Genomic DNA, 21,733 nt, shown 5'->3' on the forward strand with positions numbered 1-21,733 from the left:
GTTGGCTCGCAGAGATCAGCTCTGCCTAGCATGTCCACGCCACTGACCAGGCGTCACACCGCCTCGACGAAAGCGAACCATGCATCTCAAGCGGACCATCGCCGCGACCGCCGCCGCCCTCGCCTCTCTCTCCCTGATCACCGCCTGCGAGGACGCCGACGCCGACCCCACGACAGCCGTCACCGGCCCCACCGCGGACGGCGGCGCCGACGCCGACACGCTCGAGAAGGCGCAGGTCTACGTCCAGCGGTCCGCCTCGTGCGAGCGGATGAGCACGGACCCCACGGACAGCCGGCTGCCGCTCACCGAGTTCACCGCCGTCGGCACGTGGTCGGTGACCGAGCGCGGGGTGTGCAGCGACCGCGTCGAGCACGGCGAGATCATCTTCTACATGTTCTCCGACATGAAGGCGTTCCAGGAGGGCTACAAGCAGCGCGTGCTGGCGAAGATCGCCTCCGGCGACTCCGACTACGGCCTGTTCAGCCGTGTGCTCGTGGGGAAGAACTTCGCCGTCACGCCTACGGAGACCAAGACCGCGCTCAAGCTGTCCCGCTCGGACCTGCGCGTCCTGACCTGCAATCCGACGGCCCGTGTGCCCGAGGGCTACAAGCGGGAGAAGGGCCTGGTCGAGGGGTGCGTCCTGAGCGACTTCGTGGCGAGCGACGACGGTGAGGGCAGCCCCAACTTCGAGACCCCGCAGGACCCGGCCGCCGGAGGCCGGCCCGAGAAGCCGGGACAGCCCACTGCGGGAAGTCTCGGTCTGCCGCGCGCGGGGAGCCTGGCCGAGCTGAAGGGGCTGGTGCACCCGCACACCGTCGACTGCACCGGCTACTCCACCGACCCCGCCACCCTCGCCGTCGAGTCGATCGACTACCAGCCGGTGATCACGGGCGACCACGGCACCTGGGGCGTCGAGGAGCGGGCGATCTGCGGCGAGCCCGGTGGAGCGCAGCGTGCGCACGACCTCAACTGGCTCGACACGGTGAGCGACATGGAACTTCTGCAGGCGCGGGCGAAGGCCGCCCAGCAGGAGGACCTGAAGGACGACAACCGCCTGAAGGCCACCGCGAGCAGGCTGCTCGTCGGCGAGAACATCGCGGTGGAGACCAACGACCCGAGTGTCCGCAACGGCCTGTACCAGCTTCAGTTCCTCTACCTGAACTGCGAGCCCGGCTTCTCCGCCCCGGCCGGCTACCGCCTGGAGAAGGCGAGCGTCGAGGGGTGCGTACTGACCAACTACGAGCCTGGCGTCGAGGTGGGCGGCCACTGAGAGCGGTGCGCCGGGCCCTGCCCGGATGCCGGGAGCGGACCGGAGGCTCTCGTAGGTCTTGCTGAGGAACTCTGGCGAGCCGCGTAGCACTTCAGGATGACTCGGTGCCCGTACGGAGATGGACTTTGCCGCCTGTGGGGAACCTCGGCCCTTCGTCGACGTCTTGATCGTCAAGTTCGACTGGAGGAGGTTCCCATGGCGGGTCAGGTGTGTGAGGCGGGACGGACGAAGGCGTCCGCCCCGGAGTACCAGGGGGTTCTCGGCTCGCTGTCGGTGAACGCTCCGTTGGCCGACGTGCTCGCCCGGGGCGTCGAGGAGCTGCGGGCGGCCGAGCGGGCCGGCGACCGCCAGGAGGCGGCGCGCTGCGGTCTCGCCGTCGCGGAGGCCTGCCGGAGGCTGGGGCGGATCGAGGAGGCCGACCGGGCGTGGAAGGCGAGTTACCGCGCGGCGCGCTCGGCCGGTCACGAGGGAGCGATGGCGTGGGCGCTGTGGAGTGGCGGCACGCTGGCCCGGCAGCGGGGGTCGTTCCGTCTGGCGTACCGCTTGCTGCGGCTGGCGGCCGAGCTGGGGGAGCGGGGCGGCGACGTGGTCGCGCGGGGCTACTCCCTGGCCGGACTTGCCGAGACGGGGCGTATCCAGGGCGACTACGCGGCTGTGGGCAGGCTGCACGAGCAGCTGTTGGCCGAGGCCCGCAGGCGGGGTGAGGCCCGGCACACGGTGTGGGCGCTGGAGGGCATCGCGCAGATGCACCGCAACACCGGCGCCTACGACGAGGCGTTGGCGCTCTTCGAGGAGGCGGCGGAGACGGCGTTGCGTGCCGAGGACCGGCGCGGGTGGGCATGGGCGCTGCGAGGCGTCGCCGACGTGGTGTCCGCGCGGGACGGGGACGTGGAGCGCGCCCTGTCGCTGCTGTCGCAGGCGGAGGAGGCCTGCGTCGAGATGCGGCTGTCCAGCGCGCTCGCCTACAACCACAAGATGCGTGGCAACGTGCTGTACCGGGCGGGCCGGTACGAGGAGGCCCGTGACCTGTATGTGCGGGCTCTTGAGGAGTTCCGCGAGATGGAGGAGCCACGGGGCACGGCGCTGTCGCGGCTGGGGCTGGTCAAGGCACGTGCCCGGCTGGGGCTGGACGTCGCGCGGAGCGCCGCCGAACTCACGGAGCTGCGCTCGACGCTGGAGCGCATAGGGCTGCGGCACGCACGCGACATGGTGGAGAAGGCGGCGGCCGAGCTGGGCGTGGGTCCGCTGCCGGGCGAGGCCCCGGACGGGCCGGGGGCGGGGGAGCCGGTGCTGGCCGAGGCCGGGGTGGAGGCGCTGCGGGCCGCCGATGTGGAGGGACTGCGGTGAGCTCCTCCCCGACGTCCACGTCCACGCGCACGTCGACGGCCACCTCATCAGAGCCGGTGCCGGTGCCAGAGCCGGTGCCGGTCCCGGTGACGGCGAATGCGTCCTCGCCCATCGGCCCACGGGACGCGGCGACCTGTGCCGTGGCGACCGTGCCCGAGGGCCTCGACAGGGTGCCTGGCGTCCTGGCGCGCAGTCGTGAGCTGGTGAGGCCCGCGTTGGTGGAGGCGGTGGGGCAGCTGCATCCCTGGATCGGTGAGATGACGGCGTACGCCCTGGGCTGGAGCGATGCGGCCGGGACACCGGATCCGGCCGGCTCCGAGGGCAAGGGGGTGCGGCAGGCGCTCGCGGTGCTGGGGGCCGAGGCCGTGGGAGCGGACGGCGGTGCCGCGGTCGCCGGAGCGGTGGCCACGGAGCTGGTGCACACCTTCTCCCTGCTCCACGACGACATCATGGACGGGGACGTCCTGCGACGGCAGCGCCCGGCGGTGTGGAGGGCCTACGGGACCGGTCCGGCCGTCCTGGCCGGTGACGCCCTCCTCGCTCTGGCCGTGCAGACGCTGGCGGAGGCGTCGAGTCCCTGGGCGGCGACCGCGGTCCGGCACCTGTGCGGGACGCTCAACGCGCTGGTGCGCGGGCAGGCGGACGACCTGCGGTTCGAGCAGCGCCCGTGGAGCGGGTCCGGTGCGGTGGCGTTGGAGCAGTACCGCTTGATGGCGGAAGAGAAGACGGGGGCCTTGCTGGGGTGTGCGATCGGCCTGGGTGCGGTGCTCGGAGGCGCTCCCGCGGGGACCGCGGCGGTGCTGGACCGGGCCGGGCGTCATCTGGGCGTCGCCTTCCAGGCGGTGGACGACCTGCTCGGCATCTGGGGCGACCCGGCGGTGACCGGCAAGCCCGTCCACAGCGACCTGCGGCAGTGCAAGAAGACCTACCCCGTCCTCGCCGCCCTGGCCGCGGACGGAACGGCCGCCCGTGAGCTGGCGGGGCTCCTGGCGCCCTCCGGGCGACTGCACGGCACGGCGGCGGCACGGGCCGCTGTGCTCGTGGAGGAGGCGGGCGGGCGGGCCGCGACCCGCGCCGAGGCGCGCCGGCATCTGGACATCGCCCGCAGCAGTCTGCGGGAGGCGTCCCTCGCGCCCGGAGCCGCTGGGGACCTGGACGCGCTGTTCACCTATGTGCTGGACCGCAGTTGGTGACACGTCGACACCCTGTGCGCTCGCGGGGTGTGTTGCCCTCCGGGGTCTCGTCCGGAAGGGCGGTGCGGTGCGACGGAGGCGCTGTCGGGCGTCCCGCGGGCCGTCTATCCTCCTCGTGACCGACCACGGCGACACGAAGGACGCGGGCATGAGCGGAAGCGGGGGCGGTAGCCAGGCACCGCGAAGCCCTTACGGAGGACAGCCGCCGGCTCCGGGTCGGCCACCCGCACCGCCGCCGGTGGGACCGCCACACGTCCCGGCACCTCGGCTGACCTTCGGGCGTCTCTTCAACCCGATCGCCGTGGGGCGCGCGGTGTTCACGCCGTCCCGGCCGGATCGTGTGCACGACCCGATGGTGAAACGCCTCCAGGTCACCCGGGCCGTCGTCGGCCTGGTCGCCATCACGTGGATGCTGCTCTCCTACGGGCTGGCAGCGGACACCGACGCCGTGGTGGACGACCGTTTCGCCCAGATCCGTACCACCCTCATCGTGCTTGCGGTGACCTTCCCCGTCGCCGTCGCTGCCTTCGTCGCGGCGGCTCGCCCTCCCCACCGGCGGCTGTTCCTGCGCCGTGCGGCCAAGCCGGCGGGGGCGCTGCTCGCGCTCTTCGTCACCCTCGCCGGGCCGCGGCTGGTCACGGCGCTCGGCTACGTGACCGAGGAAACGGACTGGACCGCCTCCGCGGGGCGGGTGGTGCTGCTGTTCGCCCTGGGCGCCTTCCTGCTGTGGCTCGGCCCCTTCGGTCTCTACGGCATCGCGCAGTCACTCGTCCACGTCTTCCGGACGGCGGACCTCCACGAGACGGTTCCGCCTCTACTCGCGACGCTCCTCGTATGGGAGGTCGCCCTCGTCGACCTGTTCCGCGGCACGTACGAGAGCGTGCCCACCGTGGTCCGGCTGGCCTTCGTCCTGGGGGCGCCCCTGTCGGTCACCGCCGTGGCGATGTGGGAGCTGCGACGGCTGCGGACACGGCACGGCATCACCCTGCGGGGAGCGCTGCTGCGCTGAGCCCGGGCGGCGGCGGAGCCGTCGGCGGACCGTCCCGTCGTGCCTCGCGGGGGGCGGCGCGGGCCTTCGGCATGGTAGAGGGGAGACAGGGCATCTGCCTTGCATCCGATGGAACGATCCAGGGGCGGCGGCATGCGAAGCGTGGGCGTGGAGGAAGAGTTGCTGCTGGTGGACGAGCGCACCGGCGCGCCGCTCGCCGTCTCGGGGGCGGTGCTGGCGGCCGCCGACCGCCTGGCCTGGCGGCAACCCGAGAGCGGCAGCGGCGGTGGCGGCGAGGACCACGCCTTCGAGAAGGAACTTCAGAAGGAGCAGCTGGAGTTCGCCACCAAACCGGTGACGGAGATGGGCGAGCTCCAGGAGGAGATCATCCGTATCCGTGGGGAGGCGGCCCGGCACGCGGCGACCGTCGGCGCTGCGGTCGCGGCCATCGCGACGTCGCCCTTGCCCGTCCGGCCCTCGTTGAACGTGGGACGACGCTACGAGTGGATGGGGAAGCAGTTCGGGCTGACGGCGCAGGAACAGCTGACCTGCGGCTGCCACGTCCATGTGTCGGTCGCCTCGGACGAGGAGGGCGTCGCGGTCCTGGACCGTATCCGGCCATGGCTGGCCGTGCTGACGGCGATGAGCGCGAACTCGCCGTTCTGGCAGGGCGAGGACAGCGGGTACGCCAGCTACCGCAGCCGGGTGTGGAACCGGTGGCCGTCGGCCGGACCGGTCGATGTCTTCGGGTCCGCCGACCGCTACCACGAGCAGGTCGCCGCGATGATCGGCACCGGCGTGCTGCGCGACGAAGGCATGATCTATTTCGACGCCCGCCTCTCGGCCACGTACCCCACGGTCGAGGTCCGGGTGGCCGACGTCTGCCTGGACGCCTCGACCCCGGTCCTGCTGGCCGCGCTCATCCGCGGCCTGGTCGAGACCGCCGCCCGCGCCTGGCAGGACGGCACTCCACCCGCCAGGGTCGGGACGAGCCTGCTGCGACTGGCCGCGTGGCGGGCGGGCCGCTCAGGCCTCGACGGCCCGCTGCTGGATCCCCGGACCATGCGGGAGACGGACGCGGAGCACGCGGTCACGGCGCTCTACCAGCACGTCCGGGAGGCGCTGGTCGACCACGGCGAGGACGAGCGGGTCCGGGAAGGCATCGCGCGCCTCCATGAACAGGGCAACGGCGCCCGTGCGCAGCGGCGGCTGCTCGACAGCGAGGGAGCACTCGCCCCGGTCGTCACCCGATGTGCGGAGATGACGGTCAGGGCGTGACGTCCGGGCCCGGCCCGCACCGGCTCGGCCATTCCGCGGGCTTTGCACGCGACGGCCTCGCATGCCGGGGATTTCGGCGCTCGACTCTCCCGGGTGTGCGAACGGAAAAGCGGGGAACATGTTTTCGCGGAGGTTGATAATCATGGTTCCCCTACTGCTTCTTCTTCTGCTGATCCTGATTCTCTTCGGCGCGGGTTTCGCGCTGAAGGCTCTCTGGTGGATCGCGATCGTCCTGCTCGTCGTCTGGTTGCTCGGCTTCATCGCCCGGCCCAAGAGCGGCAGCGGTCGCTGGTATCGGTGGTGACGGCCCGGCGGCCGATCCGCGCCGCACACCGCTTCGCCTGATGTGAATGGCAAGCCGGATGCGGGGTAAGCGGAATTCAGGCGGGGCGTGAAGTCCGCCCCGCACGACGTACGGAAAAGTAGAGACGGCAGGAATTCCCTCGCCGTCCTCCCTTTACCGGAGGAGTTGTTTTCGCGTGACTGAGCATGTGTGGAGTTACACGTCGACCTCGGGCCACCTGGCCGGTGCCGACCTCACCGGCTACAAGGTCGAGGCCACCGACGGGAGTATCGGCAAGGTCGACAAGCACTCCGACGAGGTCGGTGACGCCTACCTGGTCGTGGACACCGGTGTGTGGATCTTCGGGAAGGAGGTCCTCCTGCCGGCGAGCACGGTGACCCGGATCGTTCCGGAGGACGCGAAGATCTTCGTCGACCGGACCAAGGAACAGATCAAGGACGCCCCCGAGTTCCACCGCGAGAAGCACCTCGACGACCCGGGGTACCGCGACGAGCTGGGCACGTACTACGGCCTCCCGCCGTTCGGCGGCCGCACGTTCTGAACACCGGGCACGGCAGGGGCGAGGGGCCCGAACGCATCGCGTTCGGGCCCCTCGCCCCTTGCCATGGGGCCGTCCGCCCTCGCGGGCGGGGACCGGCTCCCGCTACCAGACGGGGATGGGGGCGTCCGCCACACGCACCCAGATCCGGGGTCAGGTGGCACCGTCACCGGCGCCGCTTCAGTCGACGTCGGCCCGTGTCGTGCCCATCTTCAGGCCGTCGACCCAGTGGACCGATTCGACGTCGAAGATGGTGGAGCCGTACGAGCCCCAGCGCGGGACGTTGCCCAGGACGTCCCACGTCCGTGCGTTCTGACGGTCGACGACCAGTTGGCCGTTGACGTACAGGGCGAAGGAACCGCTCGTCGAGCTCTGGGCGTCGATGCCCAGCTCGATCTTGTTCCAGCTGCCCGGCGTCCACGGGACGCTGCCGACGGAGATCCACTGCTCGCCCGGGGCGACGTACCAGATCCTCAGCCGGCTGTCCTCGACCTTCATGATCACCGGGTAGTTCTGGTCGTGCTCGTCACCGGTGCCCCATGACTTCCACTGGAAGACGGTCTGGGCGTTGCCGGTCTTGGTCATGGACTCCCAGCCGAACCAGTAGGTCCTGCCGGACGTGAGGGTGCGGCCGGCGATGCCGTGCCCCTCGCACCGCTCGGAGCCCGCTGCCTTGGTGAAGCCGAAGACCTTCCCGCGGCCGTCGTTCCAGTCCGGCTGGTAGACGTACGACGGGGAGTCGCAGAGGACCGAGGCGAACACGGCGGTGCCCCCGTTGTCCGCGTCGCCGTCCCATTCGACCGCAGCGTGCGCGGGTGTCGCCAGGACGAGCGAGAGTGCCGCGGCGAGGGCCGTGGGGGCGAAAAGCCGCCCGCGCCGGCGCCGCGGCGCCGGCTGATCGGCGGGGGAGCGGCGCGTGCCCGAGCGGGAGACACGGGAGATGCCCCGGACGTTGCTGTGACGCATGGATTCCTCCGGTGGGGGGGAGAGTGGGATTTCCGCACGAGGAGCGCACCCGGACCGGCGTGGGGGGAGGGAGGGCCCGACCTCGCGAGCGGCGTCTGGTCCTCGGGGTCAGCCGAGGCGGACGGTGATCTTCTGGGGTGCGCCCGCCTGGCCGGTGAGGTCGCCGAACGTGAGCTTCAGCGAGGAGCCGGTCGTGGCGGCGGTGACCGTGGCGGGCTTCGAGAGCACCCTGCTCACCCCGCGGTTCCAGACGATGTCCAGGGAGGTGGCCTGCCGTGCGGGGTCCGACACCACGAGGGTCGCCGTGCCGTTGCGGTGCTCCCGTACGAGGACGGATGCGGGGGCGCCGGCGCGGATCCTGTCGACGGTGCCCGCGGCCCAGAAGTTCACCGCGGTGAGGCCCAGCTTCGGGACCCGCACGCCCTGCTGGTCGGCGGAGTTGGCGAGGATCCGCAGCCATCCCCGGTCGCGGGCGCGGTGCGCGGTGGTCCTGGCGCCGGCCCCGGGCAGCAGGACGTAGGCGTAGGCGCCGTCGGTCGGGTCGAGGCCGTGGTCGGTGAAGAGGGTCAGATAGCGACGGGTGATCGGGTCGGGGGAGCCGCCCGTGTTGATGTCCCTCCAGGAGCCGGTGCGCTCCTCGCGTACCGCGTTGAGCCTGGCCCCGTGGGGAAACACGTATCCCGCCTGTCCGCCGATGTGGGCCCACTCGACGTCGTCGAAGGTGGCGGCCCAGCCCTGCGTCACCGGCTGCGCCTTGCCGTCGACGGTGAGGACCGGGGCACCGGTGGCGCCGAGGGCGCGGTTGTCGACGGTCGTCTCGACGGTGTGGCCGTCGCTGGAGGTGATGCCGGCGCCGAGGCAGACGATGGAGTCGTCGAGGCAGAACCAGGACTTCTTGGCGTCCATGGTGCTGGATATGCCCTTGAGGTGCTGGCCGATGGCGGCGTACTCGCCGTCGGTGGTGCCGCCGACCCAGGCCGCGTCCGGCATGGGCTGCCCCCAGTTGCCGCCCTCACCGTCGGCGAGAGGCTTGCGCGAGGCGGTGATGCCGGGCAGACGGTACGGATCGACGGTGGGCCAGTAGGCGTCCGAGTACTGCTCCAGACCGAAGTCGCTGCCCCACCAGGAGAGCCAGCCGGCGCCGGTGTGGTAGCCACGGGCGTGCTCGCCGTTCCCGAACTCGTAGTGGGCGATGCGGTTCGAGGCCATGGAGAGGGAGGCGGCCCAGCCGCGACGGCGGTGGGTGGCCCGTGCCATGTTGGGGAACAGCCGGTGCTCGACGGGCTCGGGGGCAGCCTTGACGGAGGTGTCGTCCTGAAGCGCCTGCAGGAGTGAGGCCCTGATCAGGCTCAGGCCGGGGTTCTTCAGCGCGGGGTAGTAGTAGTCGCGCTGCAGCCAGCCCTTGACCATCGCGCGCCAGCGGGCGTTCTCCTCCGCACTCGCCCCCTGGCCGACCAGCAGGATGGTCGCCATGAGCCCGTGGGCGCGCTGGTGTTCGTTGCCGCCGATACGGCTGATGCCCCGGCTGCTGACGTTGTCCATGATCAGACCGTTGTAGAGGAACGGGGCGACGGCCTTCTCGATCGTGTCGAGGAAGAGCTGGGTGCCGGCGTCCTTCACCTCCCAGGTCGACCCGCGCAGCAGGGCGAGCAGCCGGCCCACACCGTCGTGCAGTACCGCGCCGTACCCGCCGATGTAGGGGACGTTACGGTGCTGGATGAACGATCCGTCGTCGTAGAAACCGTCGCCCGAGGTGACGTAGGGGAACACCGGGGCCAGCGCCTGGGAGGCCAGCGCGATCTTGCCCGGGTCCTTGCCGACGATCCCCCGCAGGATGACTCCGCGACACAGGTCGACCCGATTGGCACCGGTGCTGGTGCCCGTGTACGAGGCGAAGACCGAATCCGGCACGAACGCGTCCACGGCACGGCAGTAGTCGGCGATCTGGGCCGCCGACAGGTGGTCGTACATCAGCACACAGGTGTCCATCAGCGCCTGAGGGGCGCCGATCTGCCAGTTGTACCAGTTGCCGTAGCGCGTGGTGTTCTCGTTGTAGATCTCCGTGTGGAGGTGGTCGAGGCCGGTGAGGACGGCGTCGCGGAGCCCGGCGTCCGCGGTCAGCCCGGTGCCCGGCTGGGCGTACGCCTCGGCCATGGTGCGCAGCCGGTTGTAGCTGTCGTTCATGACGGCCGAGAACGCGTAGGACTCCGCGTCGAGGTCGGGCTCCGGGTCGGTCCAGGAGCGGCCGGGCCAGAGCGAACCGTTCGCGGGGACCATGGTCGCCCGGTAGCCGGCCGCGGTCGTGCCGAGGCTGGTGAGGATGGTCCGGTACGGCTCCGCCGTCGGACTGAAGCCCGTACCGAGGATGAGGCTGCGCCACTTTCCGCGCAGTGCGTCGTACTCCGCGTCGGACGCGGTGGTGAACGTGCCGTCGGCCCCGGGGACTTCGGAGGCGGCGGACGGGCGCGCGAGCGTTCCCGTGAGTCCGAGGGCGAGCGCGCCCCCACCCGCGGCCTGGAGGAACGTGCGGCGACGCCAGGGAGATGGCATGGGAGACGACCTTTACGGGAGGAGCGCGTCGTTGCCTCGGCGCTGTCGCTGGCTCGTAAGCGTGGGGTTTCTAACACGCAGAAAAGCAGGACAGCAACAGTTTGGACAGGAACAGCCATTCATTGTCCGTTCGAAAGGAAACGGACAGGACCGATCCATGGGTGGCTACACTGCGTGTGAACTGGGGCGTCGTCGGAGGGGAGCGTGGCAGTGCACGCGGAACACAGGCACCAGGCGATCCTGCGCAGGCTGCGCGAAGAAGGCTCGCTCCGAGTCAGCGACTTCGCGGCCGAGTTGGGCGTGTCCCCCGTCACGGTCCGCCGTGACGTGGAGATCCTCGCGGACCGTGGCCTGGTCGCCCGTGTCCACGGCGGGGCCATGCTTCCCGAGACCTGGGCGGAGACGGCCACCGCCGAGACGGGTGCCGCCTCGTCCTCCCGTGGCCGCGAACGCGTCATCGGCCTGATCGTTCCGTCCGCCGACTACTACTACCCCGAGGTGATCAAGGGCGCGCGCGAGGCCGCGGCCGCCCGGAACGTCCGGCTGGTGCTGGACATCTCGGGGTACGACGCGGACGAGGAGCGCGCGCAGGTCGAACGGATGGTCGGCGACGGGATCGACGGACTGCTGGTGGTCCCGTCGGGACCGCGCGGCTGGTACGAGGAACTGCCCGTCCCTGTGGTGATCGTGGAGCGCCGCCCCGAGGCCGACGACGTGGCCGGGATCGACCACGTCCTGTCCGACCACGTCCACGGCGCACGCCTGGCCGTCCGGCATCTCGTCGAGGCGGGCCGCCGCCGCCTCGTGCTGCTCGTCCGCGGGACGAGCCCGACCGCACAGTGGATCATCGAGGGCTTCGCAGGCGGCGTACGCGCTGCCGGACTCGATGCCCCCGGTGCGGCGTCCGTCGTCGACACCGGGGACGCGGGCCCCGGGAGCCCGGAGTACGACGGCCCGTTCGAGGAACTGCTCGACGCGGCGGCGGAGGGCCGCGTGGACGCCGTCATCGCCCATCCCGACAACGAGGCGCTCGCGCTGCTGAGGCGGTTGCGCGCACGGTCGATCCAGGTTCCCGGCGACGTGGCGATCGTGGCGTACGACGACGAGGTGGCGGGGCTCGCCGACGTCCCGCTGAGCGCGATCGCCCCCGCCAAGCACGAAGTCGGCGCATCCGCTGTGGAGTTGCTGGTGCGCAGGCTCGACCAGCCGGACGCCCCCAGGCACCGCCTGTTCGTCCTCCCGCGCCTGCGGGCACGCTCGTCCAGCGGCGGCTGATCGGAAAGTCGACTCGGGGCGCGGGGGCGAGCGTCATGGTGGCTAACCTGATGAACCGACAGACCGCCGGAGAGGTGCATTCACGTGTCGGAGTCCTGGGTCGATGCGGCCGAACGCTTCGGCGCCGACCTGCACCTGGAGCTGGCCGGGACGGGTTCGCGCCGGGCCGCCCTCGCCCAAGCTCTGCGTGAGGCGATCCAGGACGGCCGACTGGCCGCCGGGGCCCGGCTGCCGCCCTACCGGTCGCTCGCGGCCGACCTCGGCGTCGCGCGGAACACGGTCGCCGACGCGTACGCGGAACTGGTCGCCGAGGGATGGCTGAGCGCCCGGCAGGGTTCGGGCACCCGGGTCGCGGAGCGCGCCGCACCCGCCAGGGCAGTGCGCCTCCCCAAGAAGCCGGCCACGGAATTCGCCGCGCCCGCACACAATTTGATGCAGGGTCAGCCCGACGCGTCGTCGTTCCCGAGGAACGCCTGGTCGACCTCCACCCGCAGGGCGCTCAACGCCGCTCCACACGACGCCTTCGGGCCGGGCGACCCACAGGGCCGGATCGAGCTGCGCACCGCGCTCGCGGACTACCTGGCCCGCGTGCGGGGCGTGCGGACCGGTCCGGAGCGCATCGTGATCTGTTCGGGCTTCTCCGACGCGCTGAGGCTGCTGTTCGGAGGCGGTGTCCTGCGCGGGACGCTCGCCGTCGAGGCGTACGGCCTGGCGTTCCACCGTGACCTGCTGACGGCCGACGGCGTACGGACGGTGCCCCTCGGCCTGGACGAGCGCGGCACCGGAACGGAGGAGCTGGCGGGGCGTCGCGGCGTGCGGTCGGTGCTGCTCACCCCCGCGCATCAGTTCCCCGTCGGCGGGCCGCTCGATCCGGCGCGGCGCAACGCCGCGGTCGACTGGGCGCGTGCGCGCGGCGGCGTGGTGATCGAGGACGACTACGACGGTGAGTTCCGGTACGACCGCGAACCGGTCGGCGTGGTCCAGGCGCTGGACCCCGACCACGTGCTGTACGTCGGTTCGACGAGCAAGAGCGTGTCGCCCGCGCTGCGGCTGGGCTGGATGGTGGTGCCGGAGCATCTGGTCGGTCCGGTCCTCGCGGTGAAGGGCCGACGCGAGCGCTGGACCAGCGTGGTGGACCAGCTCACCTTCGCGGACCTGATCACTTCCGGAGCCTACGACCGGCACATCCGGCGGATGCGTCAGCGCTACCGTGACCGCCGCGACCGCCTGGTCGCCGCGCTCGCCGCGCACGCGCCCCACATCGAAGTCACCGGGATCGCCGCGGGGTTGCACGCGGTACTGCGGCTGCCCCCGGGCACCGAGGCCCCCACCGTGAACGCCGCCACCGGGCTCGGCCTCGCCCTCGACGGCCTCGCCGGCTTCCGGCACCCCGACACAGAGACCGCACTGTTCGACGGGCTGGTCGTCGGCTACGCGACCCCGCCCGACCACGCGTACGCCGCCGCCCTCGACGCGCTCTGCCAGATCCTGCCGCCCGCACAGTGAACGAGCGGGGCTACCCGGCCGGAGGGACCGCGTCTCCCGGCCCCCGGTGGACCCGACGGGCTCCTTGGGACGGGGAGTTCAGCGCCGGGCGAGTTCCCGCTGCCACACGGGGCTCTCGAAGTAGTGGTTGTCGAACTGCTCGGAGCTGTCGCGGATGTCCTGTACCGAGGCCTCGCCCTGGTACACCCGCTCCAGCAGTCGGTAGTAGTCGAACCGGTCCATCCCCGGAGTGAAGACGACGAGCATCTCGGCCTCGCTGTCCGGTGCCGGCGCGAAGGCGTGCGGCACGGTCGGCGGGACGGTCAGGAAGTCCCCCTGGCCGAGCGTGAGGACCTGGTCGTCGAGCAGGATCCGCATCGACCCGCTGAGCACGAGGAACATCTCGGTGGCCCGGGTGTGGAAGTGCGCGGGAGCTCCGGGAGAGCCCTTCCGCAGCGTCGCGCGGTTGGCGGTCAGCGCACCGCCGGTGGCGTTCGCGTCGGCCAGCAGCGTGATGAGGCTGGTCGCCCCGTCCCGGAGCGTCTCCGCCTCGTCGGCACGGACGAGGACGGGCTTCGAGGCGCTGGTGAACGTCATGGTCACTCCTGGGTCTCACTCGTTCCGCCGCCCGGTGTTCCCGGCGGCACCACTGAATCTAGGCCCAGGAAAGACCCCTGTCAGGGTGCATTGAAGGGGAGAAATCATGGGTCAATTCAGCGGCTTACGGCGCCGGTGCCGGACCGGGTTCAGGCGGCGTGGACCTGGAACCAGACCCACTTGCCGTGGTCACCGACCGTGGCCACACCCCAAGCGCCGGCCACCGCGTCCAGCAGGTCCAGCCCACGACCCGTCTCCAGCTCCGTCTCGTCCGTGTCCGGCTCGTCCCGGCTCGACCGGGCCCCCGCACCCATGCGGGGGTTCGTGTCGAACACGGCCCCCGTCACCACACCGGCGCGGCGGTCGTAACCGATCGCGACCTCGATGGCCGGCCCCTCCGCGTGCCGGACCGCGTTGGAGACGACCTCGCTCAGCAGCAGGGCCGCCATGTCCACCTCGTCATGGCCCTCGGGCGTGATCCGGTCCAGGACGTGCCGCGCGTCGGCCGCGGCGCGGGGGTGACGGGGCAGGACGGCGACGCCGCTGTGTGCGTTCACGATGAACTCCAAGTCTGGGTGCGCCCTCACGGGCGGAACGGCCCCCTGGCCCCCCGACCCCCGGCGCTTCGCCTTCCGATCCGGGACCCGAGGGTCCGACCGGTCCGGATGAACGAGCTTCCGGGGGCGGCGCCGCCCTGCCGAGGAGGGAGAGGAGGAGGGCGGTGCCGCGCCACCACTCCATCCTCCCGGCGTTCCGGGGCCCGCAGGGGTGTCCATCGTCGGCATCCGAGGTGACGAAAGTAGGGGGCCCGTTCCTCCGTCCCTCGGCCCGCCGAAGGCTCGCGTTGACCCCCACCGGCGCGTCCTGCGAGGATGCAAACGATTACCCGAGCCTGGGGAGGTCCCGGTGGCCACCGAAGCGCACAGCGCGCCGCAGCCCTCGCGCCGGCAGGCCACGATGCGGGACGTGGCGCGGCGGGCCGGGGTCTCGACGGCCACCGTCTCCCGCGTCCTGGCCGGGAAGCCGCTGACCGACTCCACCCGGACCAAGGTGCTCCTCGCCGCGAAGGAGCTGCACTACGTCGTCAACGCCCACGCCAGGGCGCTGAAGGGCGGTCGGAGCAACACCGTGGGCATCGTCCTCGTCACCCTCAGCGGCGGCCCGTACAACGAGATCGCCCGAGGGATCGAGCAGCAGGCGGCGGCGGAAGGCATGCGCTGCATGGTCGCCTCCTCACAGGCCGACGACGACCGGGAGCTCTCCCTCGCCGCCGCGATGGCCGAGCAGAACGCCGACATCGTGATCCTGATCGGCGGCGTCCGGGACACCCCCCGCTACCGGACCAGGGTGGCCGCCCTCGCCCGTGAGCTCGACACGGCCGGCTCCCGTCTCGTCCTCGTGGGGCGGCCCTCCCCGGGCCCGGACCTGCCGCTCACGGTGGTCGACTACGACAACGAGGGCGGGGCCTTCGCGATCACGAGCCATCTGCTCTCCGCGGGCCACGAGCGGATCCTGTTCCTCGGCGGTCCTGAGAACTCCACCACCGCCGGGCGCGTGGCCGGCCATCTCAGAGCCCTGGAGAGCTACGGCCTGCGCCCCGATCCGGCGCTGATCGTCAACCGGGGCAACCACAACGACATGGGACCGGCCGGCATCAGGGAGATCCTGCGCGGAAGGCCGGCCGACGTCACCGCCGTGTTCGCGTGGGACGACGACGTGGCCGGCAGCGCCCTGACGCAGCTGCGGGCGGACGGGGTGCCGGTGCCGGAGGAGATCTCCGTCGTGGGGTTCAACAACAGCCTGCCCCACGCCGAGCACCTGTTCCCCGCCCTCACCACCGTGCAGATCCCGTTCCTGGAACTCGGCCGCACCGCCGTGAAACTGGCCGTGCAGCGGGACGAGCCCGACCACCGGCACGCCCAGCAGGTGGTGCTCGGCACGCACGTCGTGGTCCGCGACTCGGTAAGGCCCCGGATCCGCCGCGCCTGACCGCCGCCCGCCCCGCCCTGCCCGGCCTGCCCCGGCCCGCCCCGCCCTGCCCCCGCCCGTCCGCCCTGCCCCGCCCCTCAGGCCTGCCCCCCGCCCGGCCCGTCAGCTCGTGGCCGGGAGGTGGCCCTTCAGGTCGGACAGGTCGTAGGCCGTGCCACCGAGCGAGAGAGTGCTGCCCTCGACGACGGCCGTGGGCACCGTGGCCCCGTTGCCGACCGCGACGACGATCCGGAAGTCCGCCTCCGTGCCGCTCCGGACCACCCTGAACGCACCCTTCTCGACGGAGAGGTCCGCGCCCTCGGGGTTCAGCACCCACCCCTTGAGCCAGCTGTCGCCCTTCCTGAACAGGAAGGTCGTGGCGCCGGACTCGGTCGCGCCGAAGGTGATCGCCGTACCCGCCTCCGGGGACAGCTGCCAGGCGTAGGTGTGCGCGGCGGTGTCGGCGAAGGTGTCGTGGACCGCGACGACCGAGTCGGCCCCGCCCACCGGGCGGAGATCCACCGCGATGTCCCGCCGCGCCGTGCCGAGCAGGTAGTTGCCGCTCCCGTCCAGGGACACGAATCCGCCGCCCTGCCCCGCGTACGCCCGTGACGCCAGCGTCCTGCCCCGGCCCGCGAGGGGCTCGGGCCTCCCGTCGACGAACGGCTTGGAGAACAGCTCCGGCTTCGAGGTGTTCTTCGCGGGCTGCTGCGCCCAGATCACGTCCTGGCCGACCAGCGACAGCGCGAACGTGTCCGAACCACCCCAGCCGATGTGGTTCTCGTTGCGGTTCTGGACGCCGACCAGGACGTCGTCCTTGTCCTGGTACCGGCTCCGGAAGAGGTACGAGCCGACATGGTCGTCGAGCAGCGCCGCGCGCACGCTCGCCGGCGCCTCGTCGGGGTCCTGCGGAGCGATCCCGTACGGGTAGTGAAGCAGCCCGTAGGTGCCTCCGCCTCCGCCGACCGTCCGCTCGTACTGCCACAGCCAGGCCGCGCGCTGCCCGGCCGGCACCTGGGTGAAGATCAGGCCCGGGATCGGCACCGCGCCGGTCGTCGACGCGACGCCCCACTGCAGGCGGGCCTTGTCCGCCTGCGCCGACACGCTGTGCAGCAGGAGGTTCGCGAACCGCGGGCGCTCCCACTTCTCCTTCAGCGCGCCTATCCCGGCGTCGAGCGAACCGGTGACTCCCGGCGCGCCCACCCCGAGTCCGTAGCCGAAGTAGTCGAGTCCCTCCTGGTCCCACCCGGTCTCCGAGTACGCGGTGTCCAGGTGCCGGCCGACCTCGTCGATCAGCTGGGGGATCCGCTCCTCCTGCAGGTCGAACGGGCCGTCACCGCGCACCGCGAGACGGAGCGTCAGCTCGGCGCCCCGCACCACGGCCGTCCAGTTGCTCTGCTTGGTCGGCAGGGCGAAGTTCGGGTGGTACGAGACCTCCAGGTAGGCGGCGACGCGCTGGAGCACCTGCTGGGCCTCCGCCCGCTGCTCCTCCGTCCACGCCTGGTAGGCCCAGTCGTAGGCGGTGGCCAGGGGAGTGGCGGCGTTGGCGGTCTCCAGCGGAGCGGCTCCCGCGTGCGCGGTGCCGTTGACGAACGGCATGGTCCGGCCGGACTCCACGACCGCCTCGTAGGCGACCGCCGCGTACGCCGGGTCCCGCGTGACCTGGTACAGGAGGGCGGCGTCATGGGCCAGGGACGCCTGCGCCTCGCCCGGGCGGTAGTTGTAGGCCGGCAGCCCCCTGGCCACCCGGCTCACCAGGCTGTCGTACGTCGACCTGGGCGTACCGCTCTGTCGGATCGCGGCCCGGATCGCGGTGAGCCTCGCCTCCGTGACGCCCGTCCTCGGGTGGGCGAGGCTGCCGAGGGTCGCGGTGGCGAGGACCTCGCCGTGCCGCCCGACGAGGGCGAACCCGGTCGCGCCCCTGAGGTCCTCGGCCGTCAGGGTCAGCGCGCCGGTCGTGTCGTCGGCGCCGCACGTACGGACCTTGCGGGCCTCGCCGAGCCTGCCCTCGGCGACTTCGGGGCCGCCCGCGTAGAGGGTCACCGGCGTCCTGCTGCCGGCCTTCAGCCGCCAGGCCAGCCGAGCGCCCTGGCCGGCCCCGGTCCCGCTCCCCGTCCCCGTCGCGCTCAGCACGTTCGTCTGCTGCTCGTCGAGGAAGCGGGAGGGCGTGGTCACGGTCTCGGCGCCGGTGGTCGCCAGCCGGGTGCCGTCGGCGGCGAGGGCGACCACCTTGTACGTGTAGCGCGTGCCGGGTCGGGCCGAGCCGTCCTCGGCGGTCCAGGCGGCCGGCACCGCTCGGATCAGGGTCTTCGGCCCCGGCGTGAAGTTCCGGTCGGAGGAACGGTGCACCTCGTACGAGGCCGGGGGCTGTGCGAGGGTGCCGAAGTTCCAGGTGAGCTGGACGGCGCCGGTCGGCTGGCCGTTGGCGCCCACGACATCGCCCTCGGCACGCTCCACGCGGACGTTGTCGACGAGCAGACGGCCGGTGGTCCGCTCCAGGGCGAGCAGCAGACTGACGGTCGGGGCGCCCGGCCGGGCGAGGACCACGGCGCTGGCTCTGCGCCAGGGCGTGTCGCCGGTGACCCGGCCGACGAGGGCGTCGTGGCCGAAGTTGCGGGCCCACAGGTCGCCGCCGTAGCCGGAGAGGCCCACGGCACGCTCGTCGAAGGTGATGCGGTACGCCCGGAAGCTCCCGGTGTCCGGGATGGGGACGTCCTGGCCGATCGCAGCCTTGTCGTCCGCGTTCCCGAGGTCGAGAGCGAGGGCCCGGCTGCCGTCGGGTCCGGCGCCGTCGAGGACCTGGGCGCGGCCGCCGGCCCGGGTCTCGTTCTGCGGCCAGCCGGGGATCGAGCCGTCGGCCGAGACCTGCTCGAAGTCGCCGTTGACGACCAGGTTCGCGGCGGCCTCGGCGTAGGCGGGCGTGGGGACGGACACGGCGAGCGCGCCTGCGACGGCCGCGCCGGCGACAGCGGCTCGACCGAGACGGGACGGTAGGGCTCTGGACATCTGTGCTCCGAATCGCGTGCAATCGATTACGTGGCGGTGAGGCTAGGGGCGGTGCTTGAACCAGGTCAAGGCGGTCGGCAGTGAGAGATCAGATCACTTGGTGCAGAAGTCCCCGCTCATCACCCTGTTTCGACCTAGAGTCCGACCGCCTCCGCCCAGAGGTAGGACCAATCCCTTGGCGGGCTTGTGCAATCGATTTACGTTCCGGGCAATCCCTGTGAGACTCCGCGATGGAGGGACACCTCGCGGGAGGTCATACACAGGTCAATTCGCCCCCGAGTCGCCTTCTCCGCGCGAGAAGTCAGGAGAATGACCATGAAGCCCGAGCACGGTCCCGTTCCTCCCGTACCCCGCCCCCGCGCACTCGGTGCCGTGGCGGGGAGCGCGGCCGCCCTCGCCCTGCTGCTGTCCGCCCCGGCGCACGCGGATCCCCGGGCGGCGGGGGTCGACCCCGCCACCCCCGCAGGCGTCCGCCCGAACGGGGGCAGCTCGCACGACACCCTGGTGTTCAGCGACGAGTTCTACGGCACCTCTCTGGACACCGCCAAGTGGTCGTCCGTGGACGCCGCCCGCCGTGACGGCCAGTACTTCGACAGCTGGTGGAAGCCGTCGAACGTCAAGGTCAACCCCAACCCCGACTCCGTCAACGGCGGCAACCTCTGGATATCGCTCTCCAAGCTCGGCGAGACCGCGTACGCCACGGGTGAGATCGAGGGCCGGGGGAAGTCCGACTTCACCTTCGGCACCGTCGAGTGGCGCGCGCAGATGCCGCCCAACCACGATCTCTTCGGCGCGCTCTGGCTGATGCCGCCCGGCGGCGTCAACGGCGTGGACGGCACGGCCCGCGACGGCGGTGAGTACGACGTCATCGAGAGCGTGTCCGCGTCGGACAGCTACAGCAACACCATCCACTACGACGGCTACGGAGCCGACCACAAGTCGTCCTCGGTCTCCGTCGACGCCCCAGGGCTGCACAGCGGCTGCCACACCTACTCCGTGGAATGGCGGCCCGACCGCATGATCTACCGCTACGACGGCACCGTCGTACGGGACATCACCGACCCGGACCTCATCAGCCAGGCACCCATGTTCCCGGTGATCTCCAGCGAGACCGCCGAGTGGGCCGCCGGCTCCGTCTTCGACGCCCCTCTGGACCACCGCTCCAACATGTGCGTCGACTACATCCGCATCTGGCAGTGACGCAGGAGAACACCGACCTCGCCGTGGGCAGCTCATCGCTCACGGCACCGGCGCCGACCGCGCCGTGAGCGGCGGCATTCCCCCCGTACCGACCCCGCAGGAGAACACGCATGCCCGACGAACAGCCCGGCCCCTGGTGGCGCGGAGCCGCCATCTACCAGATCTATCCGCGCAGTTACGCCGACGGGAACGGGGACGGCGTCGGTGACATCGCCGGCATCCGGGCCCGGCTGCCCCACCTGCGCGACCTCGGCGTCGACGCGGTGTGGATCTCACCCTGGTACGTCTCCCCGATGGCCGACGCGGGCTACGACGTGGCCGACTACCGCGACATCGACCCGCTCTTCGGCACGCTGGCGGACGCAGAAGCGCTGATCACCGAGGCGCACGGGCTCGGTCTGCGGATCATCGTCGACATGGTCCCGAACCACTGCTCCGACCAGCATCCCTGGTTCCGTTCCGCACGGGCCGAGGGGCCGGGCTCGCCGGAGCGGCAGCTCTTCCACTTCCGGCCCGGCAGGGGCGCGAGCGGCGAACTGCCCCCCAACGACTGGCAGTCGGCCTTCGGTGGCCCCGCCTGGACCCGTACGACGGCACCCGACGGCACGCCGGGCGAGTGGTACCTGCACCTGTTCGCGCCCGAGCAGCCCGACTGGAACTGGGAGCACCCGCGGGTACGGGAGGAGTTCGAGTCGATCCTGCGGTTCTGGCTCGACCGAGGGGTGGACGGCTTCCGCATCGACGTCGCCTCCCTCCTCCTCAAGCAGGAGGGGCTCCCCGACAAGGCCTCGCTCCCGCAAGGAGCGGCCGATCCGGCCTCCGACCGGCCGGAGGTCCACGAGATCTACCGCGCCTGGCGAAGGATCGCCGACACCTACGAGGGCGAGCGCATCTTCGTCGGTGAGCTGTGGGTGGCTCCCGACTCCCTCCCGCGCTACCTGCGCGCGGACGAACTGCACACCGGGTTCAACTTCCCCTTCATGCAGGCCCCCTGGGAACCGGGAGCGCTGCGAGCCGTCATCGACGGCACACTCGCGCAGCACGCTCTCGTCGGCGCTCCCGCCACCTGGGTGCTGGGCAGCCACGACGCCACCCGTGTCGTCACCCGCTACGGCCGCGCCGACACCTCGTTCACCGAGCGGCATCAGCCCGCCCCCGTCGACCTGGACCTCGGCACCCGACGGGCCCGTGCCGCCGCCCTGCTCAGCTTCGCCCTGCCCGGCGCCGTCTACGTCTACCAGGGCGACGAGCTCGGCCTGTGGGAGGTCGAGGACATCCCCGTCCACCTCCGCCAGGACCCCGCCGTCCAGCAGTCCGGTGGCACGGACCCCGGCCGCGACGGCTGCCGCGTTCCCCTGCCCTGGGAGGGCGACGAGGCTCCCTTCGGATTCAGCCCGTCCGACGTCGGTACGGAGGGTACGGAGGCTACGGAGCCCTGGCTGCCACAGCCGCCGGCCTGGAAGGACCACACCGTCGCGGCGGAGTCCGGCGATCCCGCGTCCACGCTGGAGCTCTACCGCGCCGCCCTCCACATCCGCCGTACCGAACCCGCGCTCGGCGACGGTCCGTTGGAATGGCTGGACGCCGCCGACGGAGTCCTCGCCTTCACCCGGGGCCACGGCTTCGTCTGCCTGGTCAACTTCACCGCAGGCCCCGTCGAACTACCCGCCCACACGGAGCCGTTGCTCTCCAGCGGCCCGCTCGCCGGTGGCCTGGTGCCGCCCGACACCACGGTCTGGTTCCGCATCGGCTGATCCGAGAGGAACGC

At 71.8% G+C, this 21,733-nt stretch carries 17 protein-coding genes; 12 read left to right on the top strand and 5 right to left on the bottom strand.

Features of this window, described 5'->3' with window-relative positions; genetic code table 11:
- Positions 1–79 precede the first annotated feature (79 nt).
- The 7 genes from M5362_RS01370 to M5362_RS01400 all read left to right on the top strand — a co-directional run bounded on the left by M5362_RS01370 (position 80) and on the right by M5362_RS01400 (position 6,921).
- Entirely contained in the window at positions 80–1,270 is a 1,191-nt protein-coding gene (locus M5362_RS01370; RefSeq protein WP_260225352.1) for a hypothetical protein, read from the top strand.
- A gap of 195 nt (positions 1,271–1,465) precedes the next feature.
- On the top strand, positions 1,466–2,617 hold the full coding sequence (locus tag M5362_RS01375; protein ID WP_260225353.1) for a tetratricopeptide repeat protein: 1,152 nt from the start codon (positions 1,466–1,468) through the stop codon (positions 2,615–2,617).
- Positions 2,618–2,757: 140 nt separating this feature from the next.
- A complete protein-coding gene (locus M5362_RS01380) occupies positions 2,758–3,810 on the top strand; it encodes a polyprenyl synthetase family protein (RefSeq protein WP_260225685.1) in 1,053 nt (350 codons plus the stop codon).
- Positions 3,811–4,165: 355 nt separating this feature from the next.
- Entirely contained in the window at positions 4,166–4,819 is a 654-nt protein-coding gene (locus tag M5362_RS01385; protein ID WP_260225354.1) for a hypothetical protein, read from the top strand.
- Positions 4,820–4,951: 132 nt separating this feature from the next.
- Positions 4,952–6,076, top strand: coding sequence for a glutamate--cysteine ligase (locus M5362_RS01390; RefSeq protein ID WP_260225355.1), 1,125 nt, complete (start codon positions 4,952–4,954; stop codon positions 6,074–6,076).
- Between the two features lie 142 nt (positions 6,077–6,218).
- Positions 6,219–6,380 carry a DUF5670 family protein gene (locus M5362_RS01395; protein ID WP_260225356.1) on the top strand — a complete coding sequence of 54 codons (162 nt, stop codon included), beginning with the start codon at positions 6,219–6,221 and terminating at the stop codon, positions 6,378–6,380.
- Positions 6,381–6,555: 175 nt separating this feature from the next.
- A complete protein-coding gene (locus M5362_RS01400) occupies positions 6,556–6,921 on the top strand; it encodes a PRC-barrel domain-containing protein (protein ID WP_260225357.1) in 366 nt (121 codons plus the stop codon).
- Between the two features lie 177 nt (positions 6,922–7,098).
- On the opposite strand, the gene M5362_RS01405 is transcribed toward M5362_RS01400, so the two are convergent.
- Together M5362_RS01405 and M5362_RS01410 are read right to left on the bottom strand one after the other, a co-directional pair.
- The gene (locus tag M5362_RS01405) at positions 7,099–7,884 is read right to left on the bottom strand and encodes a polysaccharide lyase (RefSeq protein WP_260225358.1); all 786 of its coding nucleotides are present in this window, start codon (positions 7,882–7,884) and stop codon (positions 7,099–7,101) included.
- Positions 7,885–7,992: 108 nt separating this feature from the next.
- Positions 7,993–10,434 carry a polysaccharide lyase 8 family protein gene (locus M5362_RS01410; protein ID WP_260225359.1) on the bottom strand — a complete coding sequence of 814 codons (2,442 nt, stop codon included), beginning with the start codon at positions 10,432–10,434 and terminating at the stop codon, positions 7,993–7,995.
- 204 nt (positions 10,435–10,638) lie between these two features.
- Between M5362_RS01410 and M5362_RS01415 the strand changes: the two genes are divergently transcribed.
- Both M5362_RS01415 and M5362_RS01420 read left to right on the top strand, forming a co-directional pair.
- Positions 10,639–11,709, top strand: coding sequence for a LacI family DNA-binding transcriptional regulator (locus M5362_RS01415; protein ID WP_260225360.1), 1,071 nt, complete (start codon positions 10,639–10,641; stop codon positions 11,707–11,709).
- An 84-nt stretch (positions 11,710–11,793) separates the two neighbouring features.
- Positions 11,794–13,215: a PLP-dependent aminotransferase family protein gene (locus M5362_RS01420; RefSeq protein WP_260225361.1), complete on the top strand. Its 1,422-nt coding sequence runs from the start codon at positions 11,794–11,796 to the stop codon at positions 13,213–13,215.
- A gap of 78 nt (positions 13,216–13,293) precedes the next feature.
- Here the strand turns inward: M5362_RS01420 and M5362_RS01425 are convergent, their stop codons facing one another.
- Positions 13,294–13,791, bottom strand: a complete 498-nt coding sequence (locus tag M5362_RS01425) for a cupin domain-containing protein (protein WP_260225362.1) — start codon at positions 13,789–13,791, stop codon at positions 13,294–13,296.
- Between the two features lie 149 nt (positions 13,792–13,940).
- Positions 13,941–14,348, bottom strand: coding sequence for an ATP-binding protein (locus M5362_RS01430; protein ID WP_260225363.1), 408 nt, complete (start codon positions 14,346–14,348; stop codon positions 13,941–13,943).
- Between the two features lie 349 nt (positions 14,349–14,697).
- Here M5362_RS01430 and M5362_RS01435 point away from each other — a divergent pair, with 349 nt between their 5' ends.
- Positions 14,698–15,780: a LacI family DNA-binding transcriptional regulator gene (locus M5362_RS01435; protein ID WP_260225364.1), complete on the top strand. Its 1,083-nt coding sequence runs from the start codon at positions 14,698–14,700 to the stop codon at positions 15,778–15,780.
- Between the two features lie 102 nt (positions 15,781–15,882).
- Here M5362_RS01435 and M5362_RS01440 read toward each other — a convergent pair whose 3' ends face one another.
- The gene (locus M5362_RS01440; protein WP_260225365.1) at positions 15,883–18,693 is read right to left on the bottom strand and encodes a hypothetical protein; all 2,811 of its coding nucleotides are present in this window, start codon (positions 18,691–18,693) and stop codon (positions 15,883–15,885) included.
- A 387-nt stretch (positions 18,694–19,080) separates the two neighbouring features.
- On the opposite strand from M5362_RS01440, the gene M5362_RS01445 reads away from it, so the two are divergent.
- Complete coding sequence (locus M5362_RS01445) at positions 19,081–19,965, top strand: family 16 glycosylhydrolase (protein ID WP_260225366.1); 885 nt, start codon at positions 19,081–19,083, stop codon at positions 19,963–19,965.
- Positions 19,966–20,075: 110 nt separating this feature from the next.
- Positions 20,076–21,719 carry a glycoside hydrolase family 13 protein gene (locus tag M5362_RS01450; protein WP_260225367.1) on the top strand — a complete coding sequence of 548 codons (1,644 nt, stop codon included), beginning with the start codon at positions 20,076–20,078 and terminating at the stop codon, positions 21,717–21,719.
- Positions 21,720–21,733 lie beyond the last annotated feature (14 nt).

The organism is Streptomyces sp. Je 1-79, assembly GCF_025195125.1.
Classification (GTDB): domain Bacteria; phylum Actinomycetota; class Actinomycetes; order Streptomycetales; family Streptomycetaceae; genus Streptomyces.